General features: G+C 60.0%; 12 protein-coding genes, 1 tRNA gene and 5 pseudogenes. 11 read left to right on the plus strand and 7 right to left on the minus strand.

The features are described 5' to 3' along the window. Nucleotides 1–71 precede the first annotated feature (71 nt). The 5 genes from NCT32_RS14960 (at nucleotide 72) to NCT32_RS14980 (ending at nucleotide 6,611) form a co-directional block, all read left to right on the plus strand. Nucleotides 72–1,298: an NAD(P)/FAD-dependent oxidoreductase gene (locus NCT32_RS14960; RefSeq protein WP_061118379.1), complete on the plus strand. Its 1,227-nt coding sequence runs from the start codon at nucleotides 72–74 to the stop codon at nucleotides 1,296–1,298. Nucleotides 1,299–1,556: 258 nt separating this feature from the next. Beyond that, nucleotides 1,557–2,003 (plus strand): GatB/YqeY domain-containing protein, encoded by a 447-nt coding sequence (locus tag NCT32_RS14965; RefSeq protein ID WP_061118299.1) that lies wholly within the window; start codon nucleotides 1,557–1,559, stop codon nucleotides 2,001–2,003. A 20-nt stretch (nucleotides 2,004–2,023) separates the two neighbouring features. Continuing rightward, complete coding sequence (gene dnaG, locus NCT32_RS14970) at nucleotides 2,024–3,904, plus strand: DNA primase (protein ID WP_061118298.1); 1,881 nt, start codon at nucleotides 2,024–2,026, stop codon at nucleotides 3,902–3,904. A 450-nt stretch (nucleotides 3,905–4,354) separates the two neighbouring features. Continuing rightward, nucleotides 4,355–6,412, plus strand: a complete 2,058-nt coding sequence (rpoD, locus tag NCT32_RS14975; RefSeq protein ID WP_086961053.1) for an RNA polymerase sigma factor RpoD — start codon at nucleotides 4,355–4,357, stop codon at nucleotides 6,410–6,412. 122 nt (nucleotides 6,413–6,534) lie between these two features. Beyond that, nucleotides 6,535–6,611: transfer RNA gene (locus NCT32_RS14980), tRNA-Ile, on the plus strand. Between the two features lie 304 nt (nucleotides 6,612–6,915). Here NCT32_RS14980 and NCT32_RS14985 read toward each other — a convergent pair. Next, nucleotides 6,916–7,393 (minus strand): annotated as a pseudogene (locus NCT32_RS14985) (transposase); the annotation flags it as partial. 226 nt (nucleotides 7,394–7,619) lie between these two features. After that, nucleotides 7,620–7,895, minus strand: a complete 276-nt coding sequence (locus NCT32_RS14990; protein ID WP_061118297.1) for a PAAR domain-containing protein — start codon at nucleotides 7,893–7,895, stop codon at nucleotides 7,620–7,622. Nucleotides 7,896–8,257: 362 nt separating this feature from the next. Here NCT32_RS14990 and NCT32_RS14995 point away from each other — a divergent pair, with 362 nt between their 5' ends. Next, on the plus strand, nucleotides 8,258–9,937 hold the full coding sequence (locus tag NCT32_RS14995; protein WP_061118296.1) for a type VI secretion system Vgr family protein: 1,680 nt from the start codon (nucleotides 8,258–8,260) through the stop codon (nucleotides 9,935–9,937). Here NCT32_RS14995 and csy1 read toward each other — a convergent pair. The 5 genes and pseudogenes from csy1 to NCT32_RS15020 all read right to left on the minus strand — a co-directional run. Then, nucleotides 9,881–11,083 (minus strand): annotated as a pseudogene (gene csy1, locus NCT32_RS15000) (type I-F CRISPR-associated protein Csy1); the annotation flags it as partial. The gene NCT32_RS14995 and the pseudogene csy1 sit on opposite strands and share 57 nt — an antisense overlap. 102 nt (nucleotides 11,084–11,185) lie before the next feature. Then, nucleotides 11,186–11,628: pseudogene (locus tag NCT32_RS15005) on the minus strand (IS3 family transposase); the annotation flags it as partial. Then, nucleotides 11,627–12,736, minus strand: a complete 1,110-nt coding sequence (locus NCT32_RS15010; protein WP_061118293.1) for a CRISPR-associated endonuclease Cas3'' — start codon at nucleotides 12,734–12,736, stop codon at nucleotides 11,627–11,629. The gene NCT32_RS15010 and the pseudogene NCT32_RS15005, both read right to left, overlap by 2 nt. Then, nucleotides 12,733–13,083: pseudogene (gene cas1f, locus NCT32_RS15015) on the minus strand (type I-F CRISPR-associated endonuclease Cas1f); the annotation flags it as partial. The pseudogene cas1f and the gene NCT32_RS15010, both read right to left, overlap by 4 nt. Then, a pseudogene (locus NCT32_RS15020) lies at nucleotides 13,076–13,276 on the minus strand (ShlB/FhaC/HecB family hemolysin secretion/activation protein); the annotation flags it as partial. The pseudogenes NCT32_RS15020 and cas1f, both read right to left, overlap by 8 nt. A gap of 30 nt (nucleotides 13,277–13,306) precedes the next feature. On the opposite strand from NCT32_RS15020, the gene NCT32_RS15025 reads away from it, so the two are divergent. The 5 genes from NCT32_RS15025 (at nucleotide 13,307) to NCT32_RS15045 (ending at nucleotide 17,364) form a co-directional block, all read left to right on the plus strand. After that, nucleotides 13,307–14,179, plus strand: a complete 873-nt coding sequence (locus NCT32_RS15025) for a DUF2345 domain-containing protein (protein WP_061118292.1) — start codon at nucleotides 13,307–13,309, stop codon at nucleotides 14,177–14,179. Continuing rightward, on the plus strand, nucleotides 14,176–15,597 hold the full coding sequence (locus NCT32_RS15030) for a hypothetical protein (protein ID WP_061118291.1): 1,422 nt from the start codon (nucleotides 14,176–14,178) through the stop codon (nucleotides 15,595–15,597). The genes NCT32_RS15025 and NCT32_RS15030 overlap by 4 nt, the downstream gene beginning before the upstream one ends. A gap of 16 nt (nucleotides 15,598–15,613) precedes the next feature. After that, a complete protein-coding gene (locus NCT32_RS15035) occupies nucleotides 15,614–16,606 on the plus strand; it encodes a PoNi-like cognate immunity protein (protein ID WP_086961049.1) in 993 nt (330 codons plus the stop codon). A gap of 173 nt (nucleotides 16,607–16,779) precedes the next feature. Next, on the plus strand, nucleotides 16,780–17,076 hold the full coding sequence (locus tag NCT32_RS15040; protein WP_061118290.1) for a hypothetical protein: 297 nt from the start codon (nucleotides 16,780–16,782) through the stop codon (nucleotides 17,074–17,076). Nucleotides 17,077–17,163: 87 nt separating this feature from the next. After that, nucleotides 17,164–17,364 (plus strand): hypothetical protein, encoded by a 201-nt coding sequence (locus NCT32_RS15045; protein ID WP_061118289.1) that lies wholly within the window; start codon nucleotides 17,164–17,166, stop codon nucleotides 17,362–17,364. Nucleotides 17,365–17,561 lie beyond the last annotated feature (197 nt).

Consider the following 17,561-nt stretch of genomic DNA (forward strand, 5'->3'; position numbering starts at 1 on the left):
CAATGCGTTAGAGGGAACAGAAAAGTATAGCAGCGCCCGTCAACGAGCGTGCCGAAGGTAGAATGCGCGCCATGGAATCCTTCGATATTGCCGTCATCGGCGCGGGCGCGGCCGGCATGATGTGCGCGGCCGTGGCCGCTCAATCCGGGCGCCGCGTCGTGCTCATCGACCACGCCGAGCGCCTGGCCGAGAAAATCCGCATCTCCGGCGGCGGACGTTGCAACTTCACCAACATCAATGCGCAGCCGGCCAATTTTCTGTCGGCGAATCCGCATTTCTGCCGCTCCGCGCTCGCACGCTATACGCCGCGCGATTTTCTCGCGCTCCTCAAGCAATACCGCGTCAAGTGGCATGAAAAGCACAAGGGCCAGCTCTTTTGCGACGACTCCAGCGAAACCATCATCGACGTGCTGAAAAGCGAGTGCGACGCGGGCGGCGTCGCGTGGCGGCGTCCGGTCGTCGTGCATGAGATCCGGCACGGCGGCGCGCGCTTCACGCTCGATACGACCGCGGGCGCGATCGGCGCGACGGCGCTCGTGATCGCGACGGGCGGCCTGTCGATTCCCAAGATCGGCGCGACGGAGTTCGGCTATCGCGTCGCGAAACAGTTCGGCCACAAGCTCGTCGATACGCGTCCGGCGCTGGTGCCGCTCACGTTCACGTCGGCGGACTGGGCGCCGTTCGCCGCGCTCTCGGGGCTTTCGTTGCCTGTGCGCATCAGCACGGGCCGCGGCAAGACGCGCGGCGAGTTCGACGAAGACCTGCTGCTGACGCATCGCGGCGTGTCGGGGCCGGGCGTGCTGCAGATTTCGAGCTACTGGAATACGTCGGAGCCGATTCACGTCGACCTGCTTCCCGATGCCGATGCCACTGACATGCTGCTCGAAGCCAAAGCGGGCTCGAAGAAGCAGATCGGCAACTTTCTGGCCGAGCACGTGCCGGCGCGTCTCGCGCACGCGTGGCTCGAAGCGCAGCACGTTTGCGTCGATGCGCGCCTCGCCGATTTGCCCGACCGCACGCTGAAGGCGATCGGCGCGTCGCTGTCCAGCTGGACCCTCACGCCGAGTGGCACCGAAGGCTACCGGAAGGCGGAGGTCACGCGCGGCGGCGTCGACACCCGCGAGCTTTCGTCCACGACGATGATGAGCGAACGCGTCGCCGGGCTCTATTTCATCGGCGAGGCCGTCGATGTCACTGGCTGGCTCGGCGGTTATAACTTTCAGTGGGCGTGGGCGTCGGGCGTCGCGGCGGGCAAGGCCGCCGGCGAGTTCGCACGACACGCGGCGACGGCCGCCTGAGCGCGCCCGGCCGGGGGTTTTGGCGAGTCTCGAAACGCGGACCCGTTTGCTATACTCGGACGGTCATCGGAGGATTCTCTCCGCTCTGGCAGGCGCTAGAACGGTTAGCGTGGCACGGGGCGCTGCATCCCTTTGCCGCGTCTCAAAACGGCCCGCTAAAAGTCCCGCTTGAGGAGGCGTTCCCAAGCGGGTTTTTGCTTTCGCGGGGTAACCGCGCGCCGGCCTGAATCCATATTTCGCAATTGCACCGGGTGAACGATGAGCCTCAAAGACCAGATCAGCGACGACATGAAGACTGCGATGCGCGCAAAGGAAACCGAGCGCCTCGGCACGATTCGACTGCTGCTCGCGGCAATCAAGCAGCGTGAAGTCGACGATCGCGTCACGCTCGACGACGCGGGCATCACCGCCGTCATCGACAAGATGATCAAGCAGCGCAAGGATTCGATCAGCCAGTTCGAAGCCGCAGGCCGCACGGATCTCGCCGACAAGGAAAAAGCGGAGCTGGCGGTGTTGGCGGCATACATGCCCGAACAGCTTTCCGCCGATGCGATCGCCGCCGAAGTGCAGGCCGCCGTCGCCGCGACGGGCGCCGCCGGCCCGCAGGACATGGGCAAGGTCATGGGCGTGCTGAAGCCGAAGCTCGCGGGCAAAGCCGACATGACCGCGGTCTCCGCGCAGGTGAAAGCCGCACTCGCCAAGTAATTTCCGCCGCTCCTGATTCGGTGATTCCGCACGCTTTCCTGCAGGATTTGCTCAACCGCGTCGATATCGTCGACGTGGTGGGCCGCTACGTCCAGTTGAAAAAGGGCGGGGCGAACTTCATGGGTCTGTGCCCTTTTCACAATGAAAAGAGCCCGTCGTTCACGGTGAGTCCGACCAAGCAGTTCTATCACTGCTTCGGCTGCGGCGCGCACGGCACCGCGATCGGCTTTCTGATGGAACACACCGGCCTTACGTTTCCCGAGGCCGTGAAGGAGCTTGCGCAAGGCGCGGGCCTCACGGTTCCGCAGGAGCCATCGAACGCCTTCCGGGGCGGCAGCGGTGGCGAAAGCGCGCCGAGCAAGGCGGTCAGCGTCGCACTGACGGAAGTCATGCAGACCGCGTGCGATTTTTATCGGAAGCAACTGCGCGGCGCGCCCAACGCCATCGCGTATCTGAAGAATCGCGGCCTCACCGGCGAAGTCGCCGCGCGCTTCGGACTCGGATACGCACCGGATGGCTGGCAGAACCTCGAGTCGGCATTTCCCGATTATCGGGATGACAACCTCGTCGAATCGGGGCTCGTGATCGTCAGCGAGAAAACGGATTCGCAGGGACAGGCGCGGCGCTACGATCGCTTCCGCGAGCGCGTGATGTTCCCGATCCGCAATGTGAAGGGCAACGTGATCGGCTTCGGCGGGCGCGTACTCGATAGCGGCGAGCCGAAGTATCTGAACTCGCCGGAGACGCCGCTGTTCAGCAAGGGAAGCGAGCTTTACGGACTGTTCGAAGCGCGTCTGGCGATTCGTGAACTGGGCTACGTGCTCGTCGTCGAAGGGTATATGGATGTAGTCGCCCTCGCGCAACTCGGCTTTGCGAACGCCGTGGCGACGCTCGGCACGGCCTGCACGCCGATCCACGTGCAGAAGCTTTTTCGTCAGACCGACACCGTGGTATTCAGCTTCGATGGCGATTCGGCGGGCCGCCGCGCCGCGCGCCGGGCGCTTGAAGCGGCGCTGCCGCATGCGGCGGACAACCGGACGATCAAGTTCCTTTTTCTGCCGAAGGAGCACGACCCGGACAGCTACGTGCGCGAGTTCGGCACGGACGGATTTGGCGAGCAGGTCGACCGGGCGATGCCGCTGTCGCAGTTTCTCCTGAATGAGGTGCTGAACGACAAGGAACTGGAGCAGCCCGAGGGCCGCGCGAAGGCGCTCTTCGACGCCAAGCCGCTGCTTCAGGCGTTGCCGGCGAATGCGTTGCGGGTGCAGATCCTGCATATGCTCGCAGACCGGCTCGACACGCCGTTTACCGAGATCGCGGCGCTGTGCGACATCGATTCACGCGCGGCGGCCGTCGCCCGCGCGAACGTGCCGAAGAGCGAGCGCCGGCGTGTGACGGGGCAGGAACAGCGCGCGCTGCGCAATCTGGTGATGTACCCGGGCATCGCGGCATCGCTCGATCAGGACAGCGAGCGCACCCTCGTGACGATGACCGAGCACGGCGAGTTGTTCAGCGAGGTGGTGTCGCACGCGCGCGAACTCGGCGATGCGGCGGAGTTCCAGTTGCTATCGGAGATCTTGAGAAATGCAGCAAACGCGCCAACGTACGACGATATCTTCCAGGAAATTCTCGCCTATGATGAAAACGTTCGCGATTTGCTGATGCGCGACCCGGCCGACGAGGACGCGGCGCAGCGAGTCGAGGAACAGAAGCGCCTGCTCGCCGAAGAGCTGCAGGCGACGGTCTTGAAGTTGCGGCACGACAGTTATCGGGCGCGGCTCGATCAACTGGCGCGGCAGTCCAGCTTGTCGGCGGAAGAGGTCGCGGAGTTCTCGGATCTGTCGGCGAGGGTCGCACAGATCAAGGCTGGGCGGGGTGCGAGCCCGGATGGCGGAAAGTGAAATGCTATAATAAAAAGTTCAAAATGAATTGTTTTTTGTCAACGGTTCGAACGTTTTGGTTGCTCTGACGAGGCGGCTGGGGCGGCGAAACGCGAGCAATCGACGAAAGCATTTGGATAGTTTTAGCGGTAGTGCCGGCGTGGTCGTCCGGTACGGGAAGAGGAAAGAAGCAGGAAGCTGTTGGCGGTATCGGATCTCGGGAATGCGGCGTGGTGGTACGTGGTGCACGCCGCATAAATCTTACAAAAGAGGCCGTTAAGCACGCCGACGAACAGACGGGCATAAGGGAAGCGGCTGCTATTGAGGGTAGGGCGAGGAGACGATTCACACTCGTTCGAACCTCGATGGCGCCCCGGGCAGGGCACGCAGGACGAAGCAGCGTGCGCGTATTGGGTATTCACGGTTCCATCGGCTGTTGTCCAGCAGCCGCGAGTCGAGACTAGAGCCGGTATGGCGAACTCCATGACGAAAAAGCTGAACGATGTATCCGTCGAAGACGACGCAGTGCAAAACGCAGAGTCCGGCGCCGCGCCTGCGGCGAAGGTCGAAAAGGCCAAGGCTCGCGATCGCCGCGCGAAGGAAAAAGCGCTCCTGAAGGACGCGTTCTCGTCGAGCGCGCCCGGTACCGTGGAGGAACTCGAAGAGCGGCGCTCGAAACTGCGCGCGCTCATCAAGCTCGGCAAGGAGCGCGGTTTCCTCACTTACGGTGAAATCAACGATCACCTCCCGGACAACTTCACGGAAACCGAGGCGATCGAAGGCATCATCAGCACGTTCAATGACATGGGCGTGGCGGTGTACGAACAAGCGCCGGATGCCGAGACCCTGCTTCTGAACGACAACGCGCCGAATGCCTCGTCCGACGATGAGGTCGAGGAAGAAGCGGAAGTCGCGCTATCCACTGTCGATTCCGAATTCGGCCGCACCACTGATCCGGTGCGCATGTACATGCGCGAGATGGGCACGGTCGAGTTGCTGACGCGCGAAGGCGAAATCGAGATCGCGAAGCGTATCGAGGATGGCCTGAAGCACATGGTCATGGCGATCTCAGCGTGCCCGACGACCATCGCCGATATCCTCGCGATGGCCGAGCGTGTGCAGAACGAAGAAGTGCGCGTCGATGAACTCGTGGACGGCCTGATCGACCCGAACGCCCAGGACACCGATGGTTTCTCCGAACAGGAAGCCGAGGCGATCGAGTCCGAAGACGAGGAATCCGAGGAAGAGGGCGACGAGGAAGAGGAAGAAGAGGACGACGGCAGCGCGCAGGCGAGCGCGAACGCCGCGCAACTCGAAGCCCTCAAGACCCAGTCGCTCGAGAAGTTCGGGCTCATCAGCGAATGGTTCGACAAGATGCGCCGCGCCTACGAGAAGGAAGGCTACAAGTCGAAGGCCTATCTGAAGGCGCAGGAAGCCATCCAGACGGAGCTCATGAACATCCGCTTCACGGCGCGCACCGTCGAGCGTCTGTGCGATACGTTGCGCGCGCAGGTCGATGAGGTGCGCCAGGTCGAGCGACAGATACTGCACACAGTCGTCGACAAGTGCGGCATGCCGCGCGCGGAGTTCATCACGCGCTTCCCCGGCAACGAGACGGATCTCGAATGGTCCGACAAGGTCGTCGCGGAAGGGCATGAGTACAGCGCGGTGCTGGAGCGCAATATTCCGGCTATCCGCGAGCAGCAGCAGCGTCTGCTGGATCTTCAGGCGCGGGTCGTGTTGCCGCTGAAGGACCTGAAGGAAACCAACCGTCAGATGGCGGCGGGCGAATTGAAGGCCCGTCAGGCGAAGCGCGAAATGACCGAGGCGAACTTGCGTCTCGTAATTTCCATTGCGAAGAAGTACACGAACCGCGGGCTGCAGTTCCTCGATCTGATCCAGGAAGGCAACATCGGTCTGATGAAGGCGGTGGACAAGTTCGAATATCGTCGTGGCTACAAGTTCTCGACCTACGCGACGTGGTGGATCCGCCAGGCCATCACGCGCTCGATCGCGGACCAGGCGCGCACGATCCGCATTCCGGTTCACATGATCGAGACGATCAACAAGATGAACCGGATCTCGCGACAGATTCTGCAGGAAACCGGCCTCGAACCGGATCCGGCGACGCTTGCCGAGAAGATGGAGATGCCGGAGGACAAGATCCGCAAGATCATGAAGATCGCGAAGGAGCCGATCTCCATGGAGACGCCTATCGGCGATGACGACGATTCGCATCTCGGAGACTTCATCGAGGATACGAACACGGTGGCGCCCTCCGATGCCGCGCTGCATGCGTCGATGCGCGATGTCGTGAAGGACGTGCTCGATTCGTTGACGCCGCGCGAGGCGAAGGTGCTGCGGATGCGGTTTGGCATCGAGATGAGCACGGATCACACGCTCGAAGAGGTCGGCAAGCAATTCGACGTGACGCGCGAGCGGATACGCCAGATCGAGGCGAAGGCGCTGCGCAAGCTGCGGCATCCGAGCCGGTCGGACAAGCTGAAGTCGTTTTTGGAAGGCAACTGACGGGACTTGTTTTGAGAGGCGTTGTGAGGCAAACTCGCAACCCTTCGCAGTCGCCTCGCGCAATGTTCGGAAGTAACAGAAAGCGCCGACATCGGCGCTTTCTTTTTGCCCTCCGCGTTAAAGGGCCGGAAGCTTAACTGGTATAAGCTGTCGACTCATAATCGACCGATAGTGGGTTCGAGTCCCACCCGGCCCACCATTCATTTCTTCGTTATATCAAACGGTTAGCGGTTTTGTGTCCCTGACGAGGGCTTTCAGGGACAGTCCGGGGACAATTCAGGGACGCGGGCGGGTCACAGCACCCACACGGGCCAACAATCTCTGCCTTGTCCAGCCTACGTTTCGCAGCGTCATACTCTGTTCGTTCTCGGTCGTCCGACGCCTTCTGGGTGAACACCTTGATTTCCCAAAAGCAAAACAGCCGACAATGGGAGTATGACCCTGCGAGCATGGCACCTTCCGCCAAGCGCGTGGTGTCGGTAGCGGCGCGCGACGCTCGATCCCGGCAATGATTTTAGCGGATCGGCAGGGTTCACTAATCGATCGCTGAAGACCTTCATCCAGAACTTCGCGCCCTCGGTCTGCTCGATCCACAAGCCCAGATTATCGCGCGTGCCGTCGGGCAAGATGGCCAGGGCGAGGTAGATCGCCTTGTTGCGCACGACGCCTTCATCGCGAATCTTCACGCGCAGCGCATCGAAGAATACGACCGGGTACATGGGCTCGAGCGGCCGGGAACTGCCAGGCGGTGATTTCCTGCGTCACCGCATCGGTGACCGAGCTGATGAATTCGGGCGACACCTGCGTGCCGTAGTGCTCGGCCAGAAACGCCTGGATCTCGCGCATCGTCATGCCGCGCGCGTGCATCGCGATGATCTTGTCATCGAAGTCGGTGAAGCGGCGTTCGTGCTTGGGGATGAGGTTTGGCGTGAAACTACCGTCGCGATCGCGCGGGATGTCCACGCGCAATGGACCGTCATCGCAACACTAACCGGAGACGGAGCAATGAAACTAAAGTTCGAAAAACCAGGGCGGTACCAGTGTGCGCCTGATTATCGACCGGGACACCGTGAACGACTCAACGCTCGAACCAGGCGAGACGGAAGTCTACGAATCAGAACGCGAGGGCGTGATTGAGACGCGCGAACTGGGCGAAGGAAAGCAGGAACCGTGATGCCTCGTACCGACTGCACAGCTTATGCGGGACTCACTCGTCGAAGATTGTCGAGCGTGCAATCACTCGATTAGCACCGCGAGGGCACTCGCACATGACGATGTCGCCATCCACGACGCCTCGGGTGCCTCCGAATCCCCAGTTCGTTGCGCTCCCCAAAATCGTCCCATTCTTGCCGCACCGGGGACAGGACGCGAGCCCCAAGTGGCGCGCAACGGCCGTTCCGCCATCGAGCATCGAGTCGTTCCCATCGAGCACGCGGCCGCCGGTAGTGGTCAAGTTACCTTTCAGCGCCATCAACTTTGCCATATCTTCTCCCTCATTTCCTGGATCCAACCTTGTACCGGCTCGAAGTCCGATTCAGAATCTGCGGCCATGTCCTGGGATCCCACGCGAGGTCCGCTCGCCATATCGGGCCAGCGCAGCCTGGCGAGACTATGCGGAGGCTTCACTCGAGCGAACGTATCACACGAAGCTCGTCTCAAATTTGCCGCGCGATGAAAAATCGTGGCGAACCGCAAGGATTTGTGCCCTTTAAGATGGTTTGATCTGTTGCGCGTGCATCGGAACGGATAAGCTCCGGCCGTTGAACGCGCGCATGCGCGAGAGGCTGATCACCGCTTGCCTTGGGGCAAGCTTCGATAGCAGTGCAGAAGAAGGAGCGTATAACCATGTCCAGCGTATTGGACCAAACGGAGCATGCCGCGAGTCGGGCGTTCGCTGTCAGCGGGCGTCAGGCCAGCTATCTTGATGTGCCGGGAACCGAAAGCGCGGGGCTTCTGTCGGTCGCGTCGTATGACATCACGGAGCGCATGGGCGATCCAGTCACGATTTCTATTCGGATTTCGCATCCCCGCGCTATCTCGCGCCGCGATTACCTGAATCGCGAAGCGAGCTTCTCATTCACGTCGGATGACGGAGTGAAGCGGAAGTTTTCCGGCTTCATCGCCGCGTTTTCCAAGCTGAAGACGACTCACGATTTTGTCAGCTATGAAGTCGTGATCAAATCCCGGCTGGCGCGGCTCCAGGGGGTGCGTGATACAAAAATTTACCAGCACAAGACGATTCCGCAAATTCTGGAAGCGATGCTGTTGCGTCATGGGTTCAAGTCCCATCAGTATATTTTTCGGCTACGTGGTCAATATCCGCAGACGCTTTTCCGTTTTCAATACGCTCAGGATGACTTAGCGTACGTGCAGATGTTGATGGCGAAGGCTGGCGTCTATCTGTACATCGAAGAGACCGAATACGGGGACCGGATCGTCTTTGCGGATGACATAGATCACTACATTTATGATCCCGCGCGCGTGGTCCACTATCGCGAAAATGCAGGGCTCGAAGCGGCAGTCGAGTCGGTGTCCGAGCTCGAATATCACACGCAGGTCGTGCCGCGATCAATCGTAGTCGCCGACTATAACCCCGAGAAAGCCTACGAACGTTTCAGGGCTGAGGAGAGCGTCGCACCGCAAGATCCGACGACGTACGGCACCCCTTATGTCTATGGAACCGCGCATGTGGACCAGGGGGAAGCCCAGCGCAAGGCGCAACTCTATCATGAGGAAGCGATCTGCTGGCAGGTGCTGTTCGAAGGTCAAAGCAACGTGCAAGAGCTTCGGTGCGGGCGTGTGTTCCGCACAGATACCGAGTTGCCGGATGCGGAAAGCGGGCTGGTCGCCATCGAGGTCACGCACCGCGGCGCGCGAGACAAGGCGTACAGCAACACGTTCAAGGCGATTCCTGCGGATCGACGTTTCCGCCTAAAGATTGACGAATCGAAGTGGCCGAAAATCGCGGGCACACTCAGTGGTCGCGTGACAAGTCCTGACAAATATAAATACGCGTATTTGACGGCCGCCGGCTATTACACAATTCGTTTCGATGTGGACTTTGATGAGTGGCCTCAGGGCGGCGAGAGTGTACCGCTGCGCCTGGCCAAGCCGTTCGCGGGTGCGTTGCAAACGGGTTTTCACTTTCCCGGCCTGGACGGCTCGGAGGCGGTCATCGGATTCCGGGATGGAGATCCGGATAAGCCTGAAATTTTGGGCTTCCATCATAACAGCCAGGCGGTTGATCACATCACGAACGATCGTCGATGGTTGTCAAGAAATGTCGTCCGCACGCAGAGCAACAATAAGCTCAGGATGGAAGACTGGGCCGGTGAGGAGGGCATCAAGCTCAGCACCGAGCACTCGGGCAAGTCGCAGCTCAATCTTGGGCACCTCGTCGATTCCAATTTGGAAAAGAGAGGTGAAGGTTTTGAGCTGAGGTCATCGGGTTACGGTGCGATCCGATCAGGTAAGGGACTGTTCGTCGCGGCGTATGAGCGACCACGGCTTTGCTCGCTTGAGTGACAGCACGACATCGCTTTCGCCCGGCACGTCGGTCGGTTCGATCTTCATATCGACGTCCTGACTCGCGACGCGCTTCATCTGCTCAACACCTTGTTCGAGATTGCGCAGGTCGAGTTCCTCGGCGTAGCTGTTCAGTTCGTTGATGAGTCTGTCCACCAACTCGTCGCGGCGATCGCGGGTATCCATGTTCTTCGGCCGTTCGCTGAGCAAAAGGCGTTGCAATACGCGTATCGCCGCACGCACTGCAGGACGCGCGCCAAAGGTTCTGTCGAAGATCGACTTCGCGTTGACCGGAAGGACGCTACGCCGGATTTGCCATACGGGTGGCAGCGAAGACAAGAGGTATTTGATCCCGCCGCGGTCACTATTCAATTGGGATACATTTTGCGGTTTAGTACCGCCTAGTTTTTGCACAGCAAGATCACGGTATTCGCGATAAACGCCGTCGTGTGGCAAGCCTTCTCGCCGCGCGTGGCGTGCCAATCTATTGGCTTCACCGAAGCGGGCCTCTTGCATCTCCTCGTGCACGACATGAGCGAGCGACGTAGCGTAAAGCGGCGCGATGAGATGGTACTGAGCATCGTCCTCGGCGTCGTCGCCTACGAGCCAATACAGCTGTTTGGCGCGGGTATGCGATGCGATTCCGCCCTCTCGTTCCGATGTGAGGCTGATCAGCGCTTCGCGCAACGATTGGGCTTGCGCAGGATCGTCGTCCAGCGCCTGCAAGGCTTCGTCGTCGTTGGCAGTGAGCGCCTGCAGGAGAGTGCGTCCGCCGACCTCAAGTCGAAGCAACTTATACACGTCAAGTGCCGCTGCGTTACCCACTACGTCCATGACGAAGTGGCTACCCAGCGCGTGAGTCCCAACCAGATCGTGCTCATGCAGATCCGAGGGGCTCACGTATAGGTTCGTACCGCGTGCGTCGGGGTGGATAGCTTTGAGCGAATGTGTGACGGCTTGAATTTGCATCACGCGCCGTGCTGCGCTCTTTAGCCACGTATCACGCCGATGTTCAGCGATGAGCTCTGGTCGCTTGGGATCTTCGACATCGAGTTTGTCGAGCTTCGTCTGCAGGCGGTCCCTCAGGAATGCATCGATTGCCGCACGGAAGCTTGAATGTTGTTCTTTTATATTCGATTTCTCCATTCCATTTCCTCACTATAAAATTGACTTTGCACGGTACACACCGCTCGGAAACGCAAGGACAGGAATCGGTCAGTGCATTCGACTCGTCCTTTATTCAGCGCATGAAAAATCTCTCTGCCACGGCATTGGAGTGGCAGCATCAGGCGTGAAGGTCCGGTTCATAGATTGGCAACAGCACCGAGCAGACCACCGTGATATCCCGGCTTGCCACCGTAGCCAACCTCCGCGCACAGGCCTTCGCTTCGTAATAGTTGGAATACGCGGTGGCGGCCGCCCGTCTCGCCCGATTTCCCGCAAATCTATCGTGACTTTGCGGTAACCGTAGACGCCTCCCCTGGCCAGTCTGTGATGCTTGATCAGACCCAGCAGCCGCTCATTCTCGCGCTTGCGCGCATTGCCCAACTGACGCTGCAAGGCGCGTAATGGCCGCTGCGATGAGCGCCGAGTATCCGGCACATCGTGCGCAGACAATGGTCTTTGACATGGGCTTGCATGAACGCGTACCTTGCCGTAGTCCGTTCGCAAAGTACTCGGCGGCCTTTTCTAGAATGTCGCACGACGCGCCTCATCTTCAATGCTGGAGTAGTGATGATCGGCCAGCATCAGACATAGCCGCGATACGTGCATCACGAACGGATCGTCCAATGCGGCTGGGGTTGTCGTCGCGCCAGGTATCTCCAGTAGCTTGCGTGCATACCGCGCGGCTTGCTTGCGCCAGGAAACGGTAGCGACTGGCAAGCCGCACGGAAAGCGCCAATGCCGCGCCACCGTGGCACGGTCCGCTGCTTCGCGCGGCTCGTTCCAGTCCGCGGTGATCTGCGCAAGCAAGTCGCGCAGGTGATGTCGATTGACACTGTTGATATGGGCGCCGAAACGGCGCCAACGATCTCGCGGGTGTTCGATATCGTCGTCCGAGCTTCCGAGCGCCTGCGGCACGGGCATGCAAGGCATCCGATGATGCGTCAAGATGAGCCAGGCCACGGTCTGCGCCAGCGGCGGCAACGTCGCGAACGGTAAGCCATCTTGGGCTTCTGTTCTGTCCAGGCCGTCCCGCACGAGGCGGCCTTCTCGATGATCGAGCCACTGCGCCTCGAACGCCTTCGCGTCGATCTGCGGATCCGTGCAGGATGCGAGGCGGTTCAACCAGTCCGCGTCGTCGTGAGTATCGCCAACGAATGCCTGAAACAAGCGCACCGACACCCATTCGTGGCGATAATGGTTACGCTCCTGTGCGCGAGGCTCGCGCAGCCGTTCCTGAAATGCTTGCGTCGCCTTGCCCAGATCATGCAACAGCGCGGCCAGCGCGCTCAGTGACGACACTTCCGGTAGCCGGTGCCACGTGCTTTCATCTTCGACGCGCAGCACGTCATTCACCGTCGTATTCGTCGGTACGGCGCCCTCTTCATTGAACTGCCGCGCATCCCCGACGATCCACATCAACTCGCTGTGATCGCGCCCGCGTATCCAGTGGCAGGCGACAGCAGTGTTCTTTCTCGCGCTCTGCCGCAATAGCTTGCGTACCGTATCCAGCCCGGCATGGGTGATAGGCGTCTGCCAGGTGCGCTCGCCGCGCCGCTCGGCGAACTGGTCGAGAATACGCCGCGTTTCGCTCAGCGCGCGTTTGGTGCATTGGGAGACGAACAGGACGTTCACGACCGTGCATTCGATGCTTGCGCAAGGCGCGCGGTCTCGACGGCGATGACCTTGAGCGTGTCGATGATGAAGTCCAGCGACTCGTCGCGCGTCATCGCCTCGATACAGTGCCGTCGAAATTGTTGTTCGTCGTCGCCGCGCATGGCCGACAGGAAGGCTTGCGGAAGGATAACCGCGTCCTTGATCAGATCGGCCGCGTCGAATACCAGGCCGCCGCGTCGCGTTTTGCCGTGCAGTACGGCCAGCCCATGAGGCAAGCCCAAGACCCAGGTGGCCGTCGCACCCAGGCCATAGGCAAGATAGTTTCCGTGGTCGAGAAAACGGTTGGCAGCATCGGTTCGCCGTCCAGAAACCCCATGGCACGGAATACGAGCCGTTGAAGCCATGCGAGCCGAGTCCCTTGTCACCAAACTCAAGGTCCTGATTTGCGCCGACGGTAAAGATGTCGTTCAAGCCGAGCGGATTGTCGATGCCTAGACTCAAATTGCCTTGCAGTTTGCCCGTTGCGCGACTGCCCGAGTTGTCGACCGAGGCGATGACCAGCCCGCTGCATCGGGCAAGCAACTCGATATGCAGCAGACGATCGCGGAGCTTGAAAGCGCATTGACACTGGCCAAGTCGCTGGCCGACTCGTCCCGCGCGGCCAAGGCGGTTCCTGCGGACACCGACGCGCAGCAACAGGTCAAGGACGAACTCGACGGTCTGAAGCAGCGGGGGCTTCTCGCGAGCGCGCCGGGCTCGATCGGCGTCGTATCGGGTCGAGGCGTTCACGTGAGCGCGCAGGAGAACATCTCCGCGGTGGTGGGCAAGAACGCGGACTTCAGCGTGGTGAAGCGCTTTACCGTGGCTGCGGGCGAACTGGTGTCGATCTTTGCGCAGAAGATGGGATTGAAACTCTTCGCCGCCAAGGGGCCGGTGGAGGTTCAGGCGCAGACCGATGCGATGACGCTGGCGTCCGATAAGGACATGACGATCACCAGCGTCAACGGCAAAGTGACGGTTGCGGCAGCCAAGGAACTGATTCTCGAATGCGACGGCGCGTTCGTTCAACTGAAGGACGGCAACATCACACTGGGCGGCCCTGCCGATCTGTTCTTCAAGGTCATCACGATCCAGAAGCAGGGTCAGGCCTCGCAAAACACGCCGATGCCTGCTCTGCCCTATCCGGCGCCCGGCGCCACCGATCTCGAGTTTCGGCGCATCTATGCGGACGGTTCTCCCGTCGCGGGATGTCAGTACATCGCCACACTCGATGACGGTACTACACGCAGCGGCACACTCAATGCCGAAGGCTACGTCCGCCTAACGGGCCTGCCCACGGGCATGGGAGCACGCATCCGCTATCTGGATGACCCCAATCCACACAAAGCGAGCATCACGGCCGAGCACGATTCGGACATGAACGACGTCATGCCTCAAAACAATGAAGGAGAACAGGCATGAGCGGGCTTGGAAAGGTATGGGACGAGGCCATTGGCGCGTATGAATGGCTGAAGTCGTTGACGCTGGGCGAGTTTGCCGAGGACCGTCCAACGAGTGTGATCGTCACCGACATGCTGGTGGCCATGACCGTGCCCGGCGCGGTGATCGTCACCAGTGCGCGCGATCTCGCAGCGGTGTGTTTGCGACTCGGACATCGCTACGCCGGGACGAGCACAGCCCAGCAGAATGCCGCGCACCCCGAATGGGAGGAGTGGGTCATCCTGATTGCGTCGGCGCTGGGTGTGTTCGGTCCAGTGATCTGTGCGGCAACTGGCGCTTTGGTCGGTGCACTCGTTGGCGACGAAGCGGCGGCTATTCTGCGCGCGCTGTGTCTGATGCTGGTCAAGAAAGGCGGCGCGATTCTGGTCGATGTGGTGGGGTTTCTGGAGAGTTTCACCAAGGGCAACGTCGTCAAGCTACTGAAGATGGTGCGCTTTGCCGACTACGCTGAGCTGCTGGTGAGCAAGCTCAAGGGCTTCATTGAGAGCACGCTGAGCCTCATCACGAAGGCGAAGGCGCAGCTCAGTCGCCTCGAATACTTCGAGCGTGCCCGAGGGATGATTGTCCAACTCGAGCGCATGGAGAAGAGCTTCTATGCGTTGCAGACGCGTTTGGCGCAAGAAGTACCCAAGGCGCTCAGCCAGTTGGACCAGGCGCTTCAGGACATGCTCAAGCAGGTGATGCCGCCGGTTCGCCAACCTGCTTATGCAGCCGTGTCCGCGGCCAAGCCGGAGATGGCTGCCGCGGACAGGATCCGGGTGAGTTCAGGGATTGGCGTGCCGCCGAGGGTGCTGCCCGTGTTCCGTGATGGGGCGGAGGCCGCCGGTGGTGCGGCAAGGGGTGGTGGATCCTTGCCGCAGCCGGTCGAGAAGGCGCCGACGAGCGCGAATGTCCATGAGGGCGAGCCGGTCGATGTGAAGAAGTTGACCACGGCGAAGAAGGGCATCTATGGCGAGATCGTCAGCGATCAGTACATGGGGGGCAAGGGCTATGAGAATGTTATGCTCAAGGACCGCCAGCCGCCGCGCTCGCTTGAAGATGTGCCGATCGGTCGGGGTATCGATGGCGTGTACAAGAAGCCGCCGGGCGAACTGCCTCCTCCGTATGTTGTCACCGAGACGAAGTATCGGACTGGTGGGAAATTTACCGATAAAGACTTGAAGCCTACGAAGGGGTCAAAAAATTACCCAAGCGCCAAGCAGATGAGCGACAAGTGGGTTGAGTATAGGCTTCCTGATGCCGTCGGTGATGAGCGCGCCGTCGACATCCTTGACGAGCGTTTCGAGAAATGGCTGATGGTCGTCGACGAATCCGGCGAAGTGATAAGCATAACCAAGCTAGACGCGAACGCAAATTCGATTGGTGCGATAACGCTGTAGTGTAAGGAAACCAAAGATGACCGAAATATTTGACGAACGTAAGCGTGAATCGCTTTTGCCAGAGAGTCATTATCAGGAGAAGATCGAGTTCTTCGAATCGAGATTGGTGAGTGACAAGGTTGCACAAATGCTGAACGACCCAGAGAAAGACGAGGACCACAAGAAGCGTCTTTATTGGGAGAAGGTAGGAATTGCGTTGCATCTTTTGATTGCTCGCTACTCTGCCGGAGATGATATAGCTTCGCTTCGTCCACATGCTATGCGAACCTTCGATACATTCAGAACGTATCGTGAGCGGTTTGTAGCAGACGATAAACTGTTACTCTGGGAGCCAGACGCCTATCAGTATGTGATGTGGCTTTTGTCGTTGGCGGTCATGCTGGACCTGAAAGAATACGTCCCGCAGATCGCTAGCTGGATCAGCACGAAGGAAGATGACGGCCAAGACGTGTTAGTGCGCCGCCTATTCGAACGCTTCGGCATCTCGATGCCGGGTGAATCGTTAGTTCACGAAAGGCCCTACGCTGCTTTGCTCCAGGCGACGGAGACGACCAGCGCAGATCAGCAGAAGGCTATGACGAAATACCTGAAGACATGGTATTCGGGCATGAAGAATTGCTACTGGCACGATCGCCACAAGCGATTGCACGCCTTCTTCTTCGGCTATTGGGCGTTCGAAGCGGGGCTGGTGACGCTGCTGTGGAACATCGACGACAGTGTCTATCGTGACATGCCGTTCTATCCGAAGGACATGGTGGAATTCGCACGGCAGCAGCGAGCGAAGCCGCAAACCGAGCAGGAAAAAGCGCACATTTCGGCCTGCACGGGTGAAGCCTGTCCTCACGCTGGGCGCTGGGGTGTGCAGGAATCGCCCGATACGATGCTGCAAGAGCGGATGTTCAAAGCGGGCGATACGCTGCCGTCTGGAATTGGTCGCGATGGCAAGGAGGGTCCAGTCACATGGATCGTCCTGAGCCGTGAAGACGGTGGTCCGACCCGCGTGGACTAAGCTTCTTCATAAGAGGATGGCCCGCATTAGCGCGGGCCGTCCTGACTCAGCCGTTTCGCGTTGTCGTTAGCACTGCCTTGCGGCACGAATCCTCATTGTGCCCGTCGACGTTGCGCGCTGGTGCGGACGTATCCGCCCGCGAAGCGCGTATTCCGTTTTCCTGACATTTCTCCATGCTGTGGCCCATCCCGACGATGCTCAAGACGGAGCACCCCAAGTCCATTTCGTGGCGCGCTTGGCTGCCGACGCTGGTCGCTATTGCATCGAGCGCGGTCGGCGCCGTTTTGCTGCTATGGCCTCACAATAAATCAATAAACACCGCGACATTTTGGGTTTTGCTGATCGGCGCGCCACTGGTCGCGTGTTGTCTCGTTTTTGGCGTAGCCCTCGATTGTTGGGAAAGCGCGAAAGTCCAGGCAGAAGAGCAAGAGAATGAACAGGATCGCCTGGTTGCTTTGTGGCGATCGTAGTGTCAACGGCATCTGCGCGTCGCGGCTGCGGTTGCGATCACCCCGGTACCTACGGTTAGCTTTGGTGATGCAGTCGGCGACCTACCTGTGAACAAAGACCACGCGAAAGGATTGGAGCGGAAGGCTGTTAAAGCAGGAAAAGAACAATACGGCAACGTTCTGTCCGAGCTTGCCGACAGCCTAAAGCCGGCGATAGAAAATAGACGCGAGATTGCGGTCACGCTGCTTCATGGCGAAATACCAGCCAAGATAGCTGGGTTCGAGAGTGAATTGAAGGGCGCGCTGTAGAAAGCCGCGCCGGGCGTGCGATTTACCGTGACGTGCGAGCCGGTCAGGGAATGCGCCGTGGATCGTCAACCAGGTGGGCGAGCGCGACGGTGCCGTCAAACTGATCGTTGCCGCCCAGATCTGGCCCGAAGACGACTTGCCTCACGAATTCTCCGAGGGCGTGGCAGCGATTCTGTTGGAGCCGAGGGAAACGGTTA

The organism is Caballeronia sp. INML2 (genome assembly GCF_023631365.1).
GTDB lineage: Bacteria > Pseudomonadota > Gammaproteobacteria > Burkholderiales > Burkholderiaceae > Caballeronia > Caballeronia turbans.

Bases quoted from the DNA above. Each gene is read 5' to 3' on its own strand.
- NCT32_RS15040 (WP_061118290.1), top strand. From the start codon at position 16,780: ATGCTGTGGCCCATCCCGACGATGCTCAAGACGGAGCACCCCAAGTCC.
- NCT32_RS15035 (WP_086961049.1), top strand. From the start codon at position 15,614: ATGACCGAAATATTTGACGAACGTAAGCGTGAATCGCTTTTGCCAGAG.
- NCT32_RS14965 (WP_061118299.1), top strand. From the start codon at position 1,557: ATGAGCCTCAAAGACCAGATCAGCGACGACATGAAGACTGCGATGCGC.
- rpoD (WP_086961053.1), top strand. From the start codon at position 4,355: ATGGCGAACTCCATGACGAAAAAGCTGAACGATGTATCCGTCGAAGAC.
- NCT32_RS14960 (WP_061118379.1), top strand. From the start codon at position 72: ATGGAATCCTTCGATATTGCCGTCATCGGCGCGGGCGCGGCCGGCATG.
- NCT32_RS14995 (WP_061118296.1), top strand. From the start codon at position 8,258: ATGTCCAGCGTATTGGACCAAACGGAGCATGCCGCGAGTCGGGCGTTC.
- NCT32_RS14990 (WP_061118297.1), bottom strand. From the start codon at position 7,895: ATGGCAAAGTTGATGGCGCTGAAAGGTAACTTGACCACTACCGGCGGC.
- NCT32_RS15030 (WP_061118291.1), top strand. From the start codon at position 14,176: ATGAGCGGGCTTGGAAAGGTATGGGACGAGGCCATTGGCGCGTATGAA.
- NCT32_RS15025 (WP_061118292.1), top strand. From the start codon at position 13,307: ATGCAGCAGACGATCGCGGAGCTTGAAAGCGCATTGACACTGGCCAAG.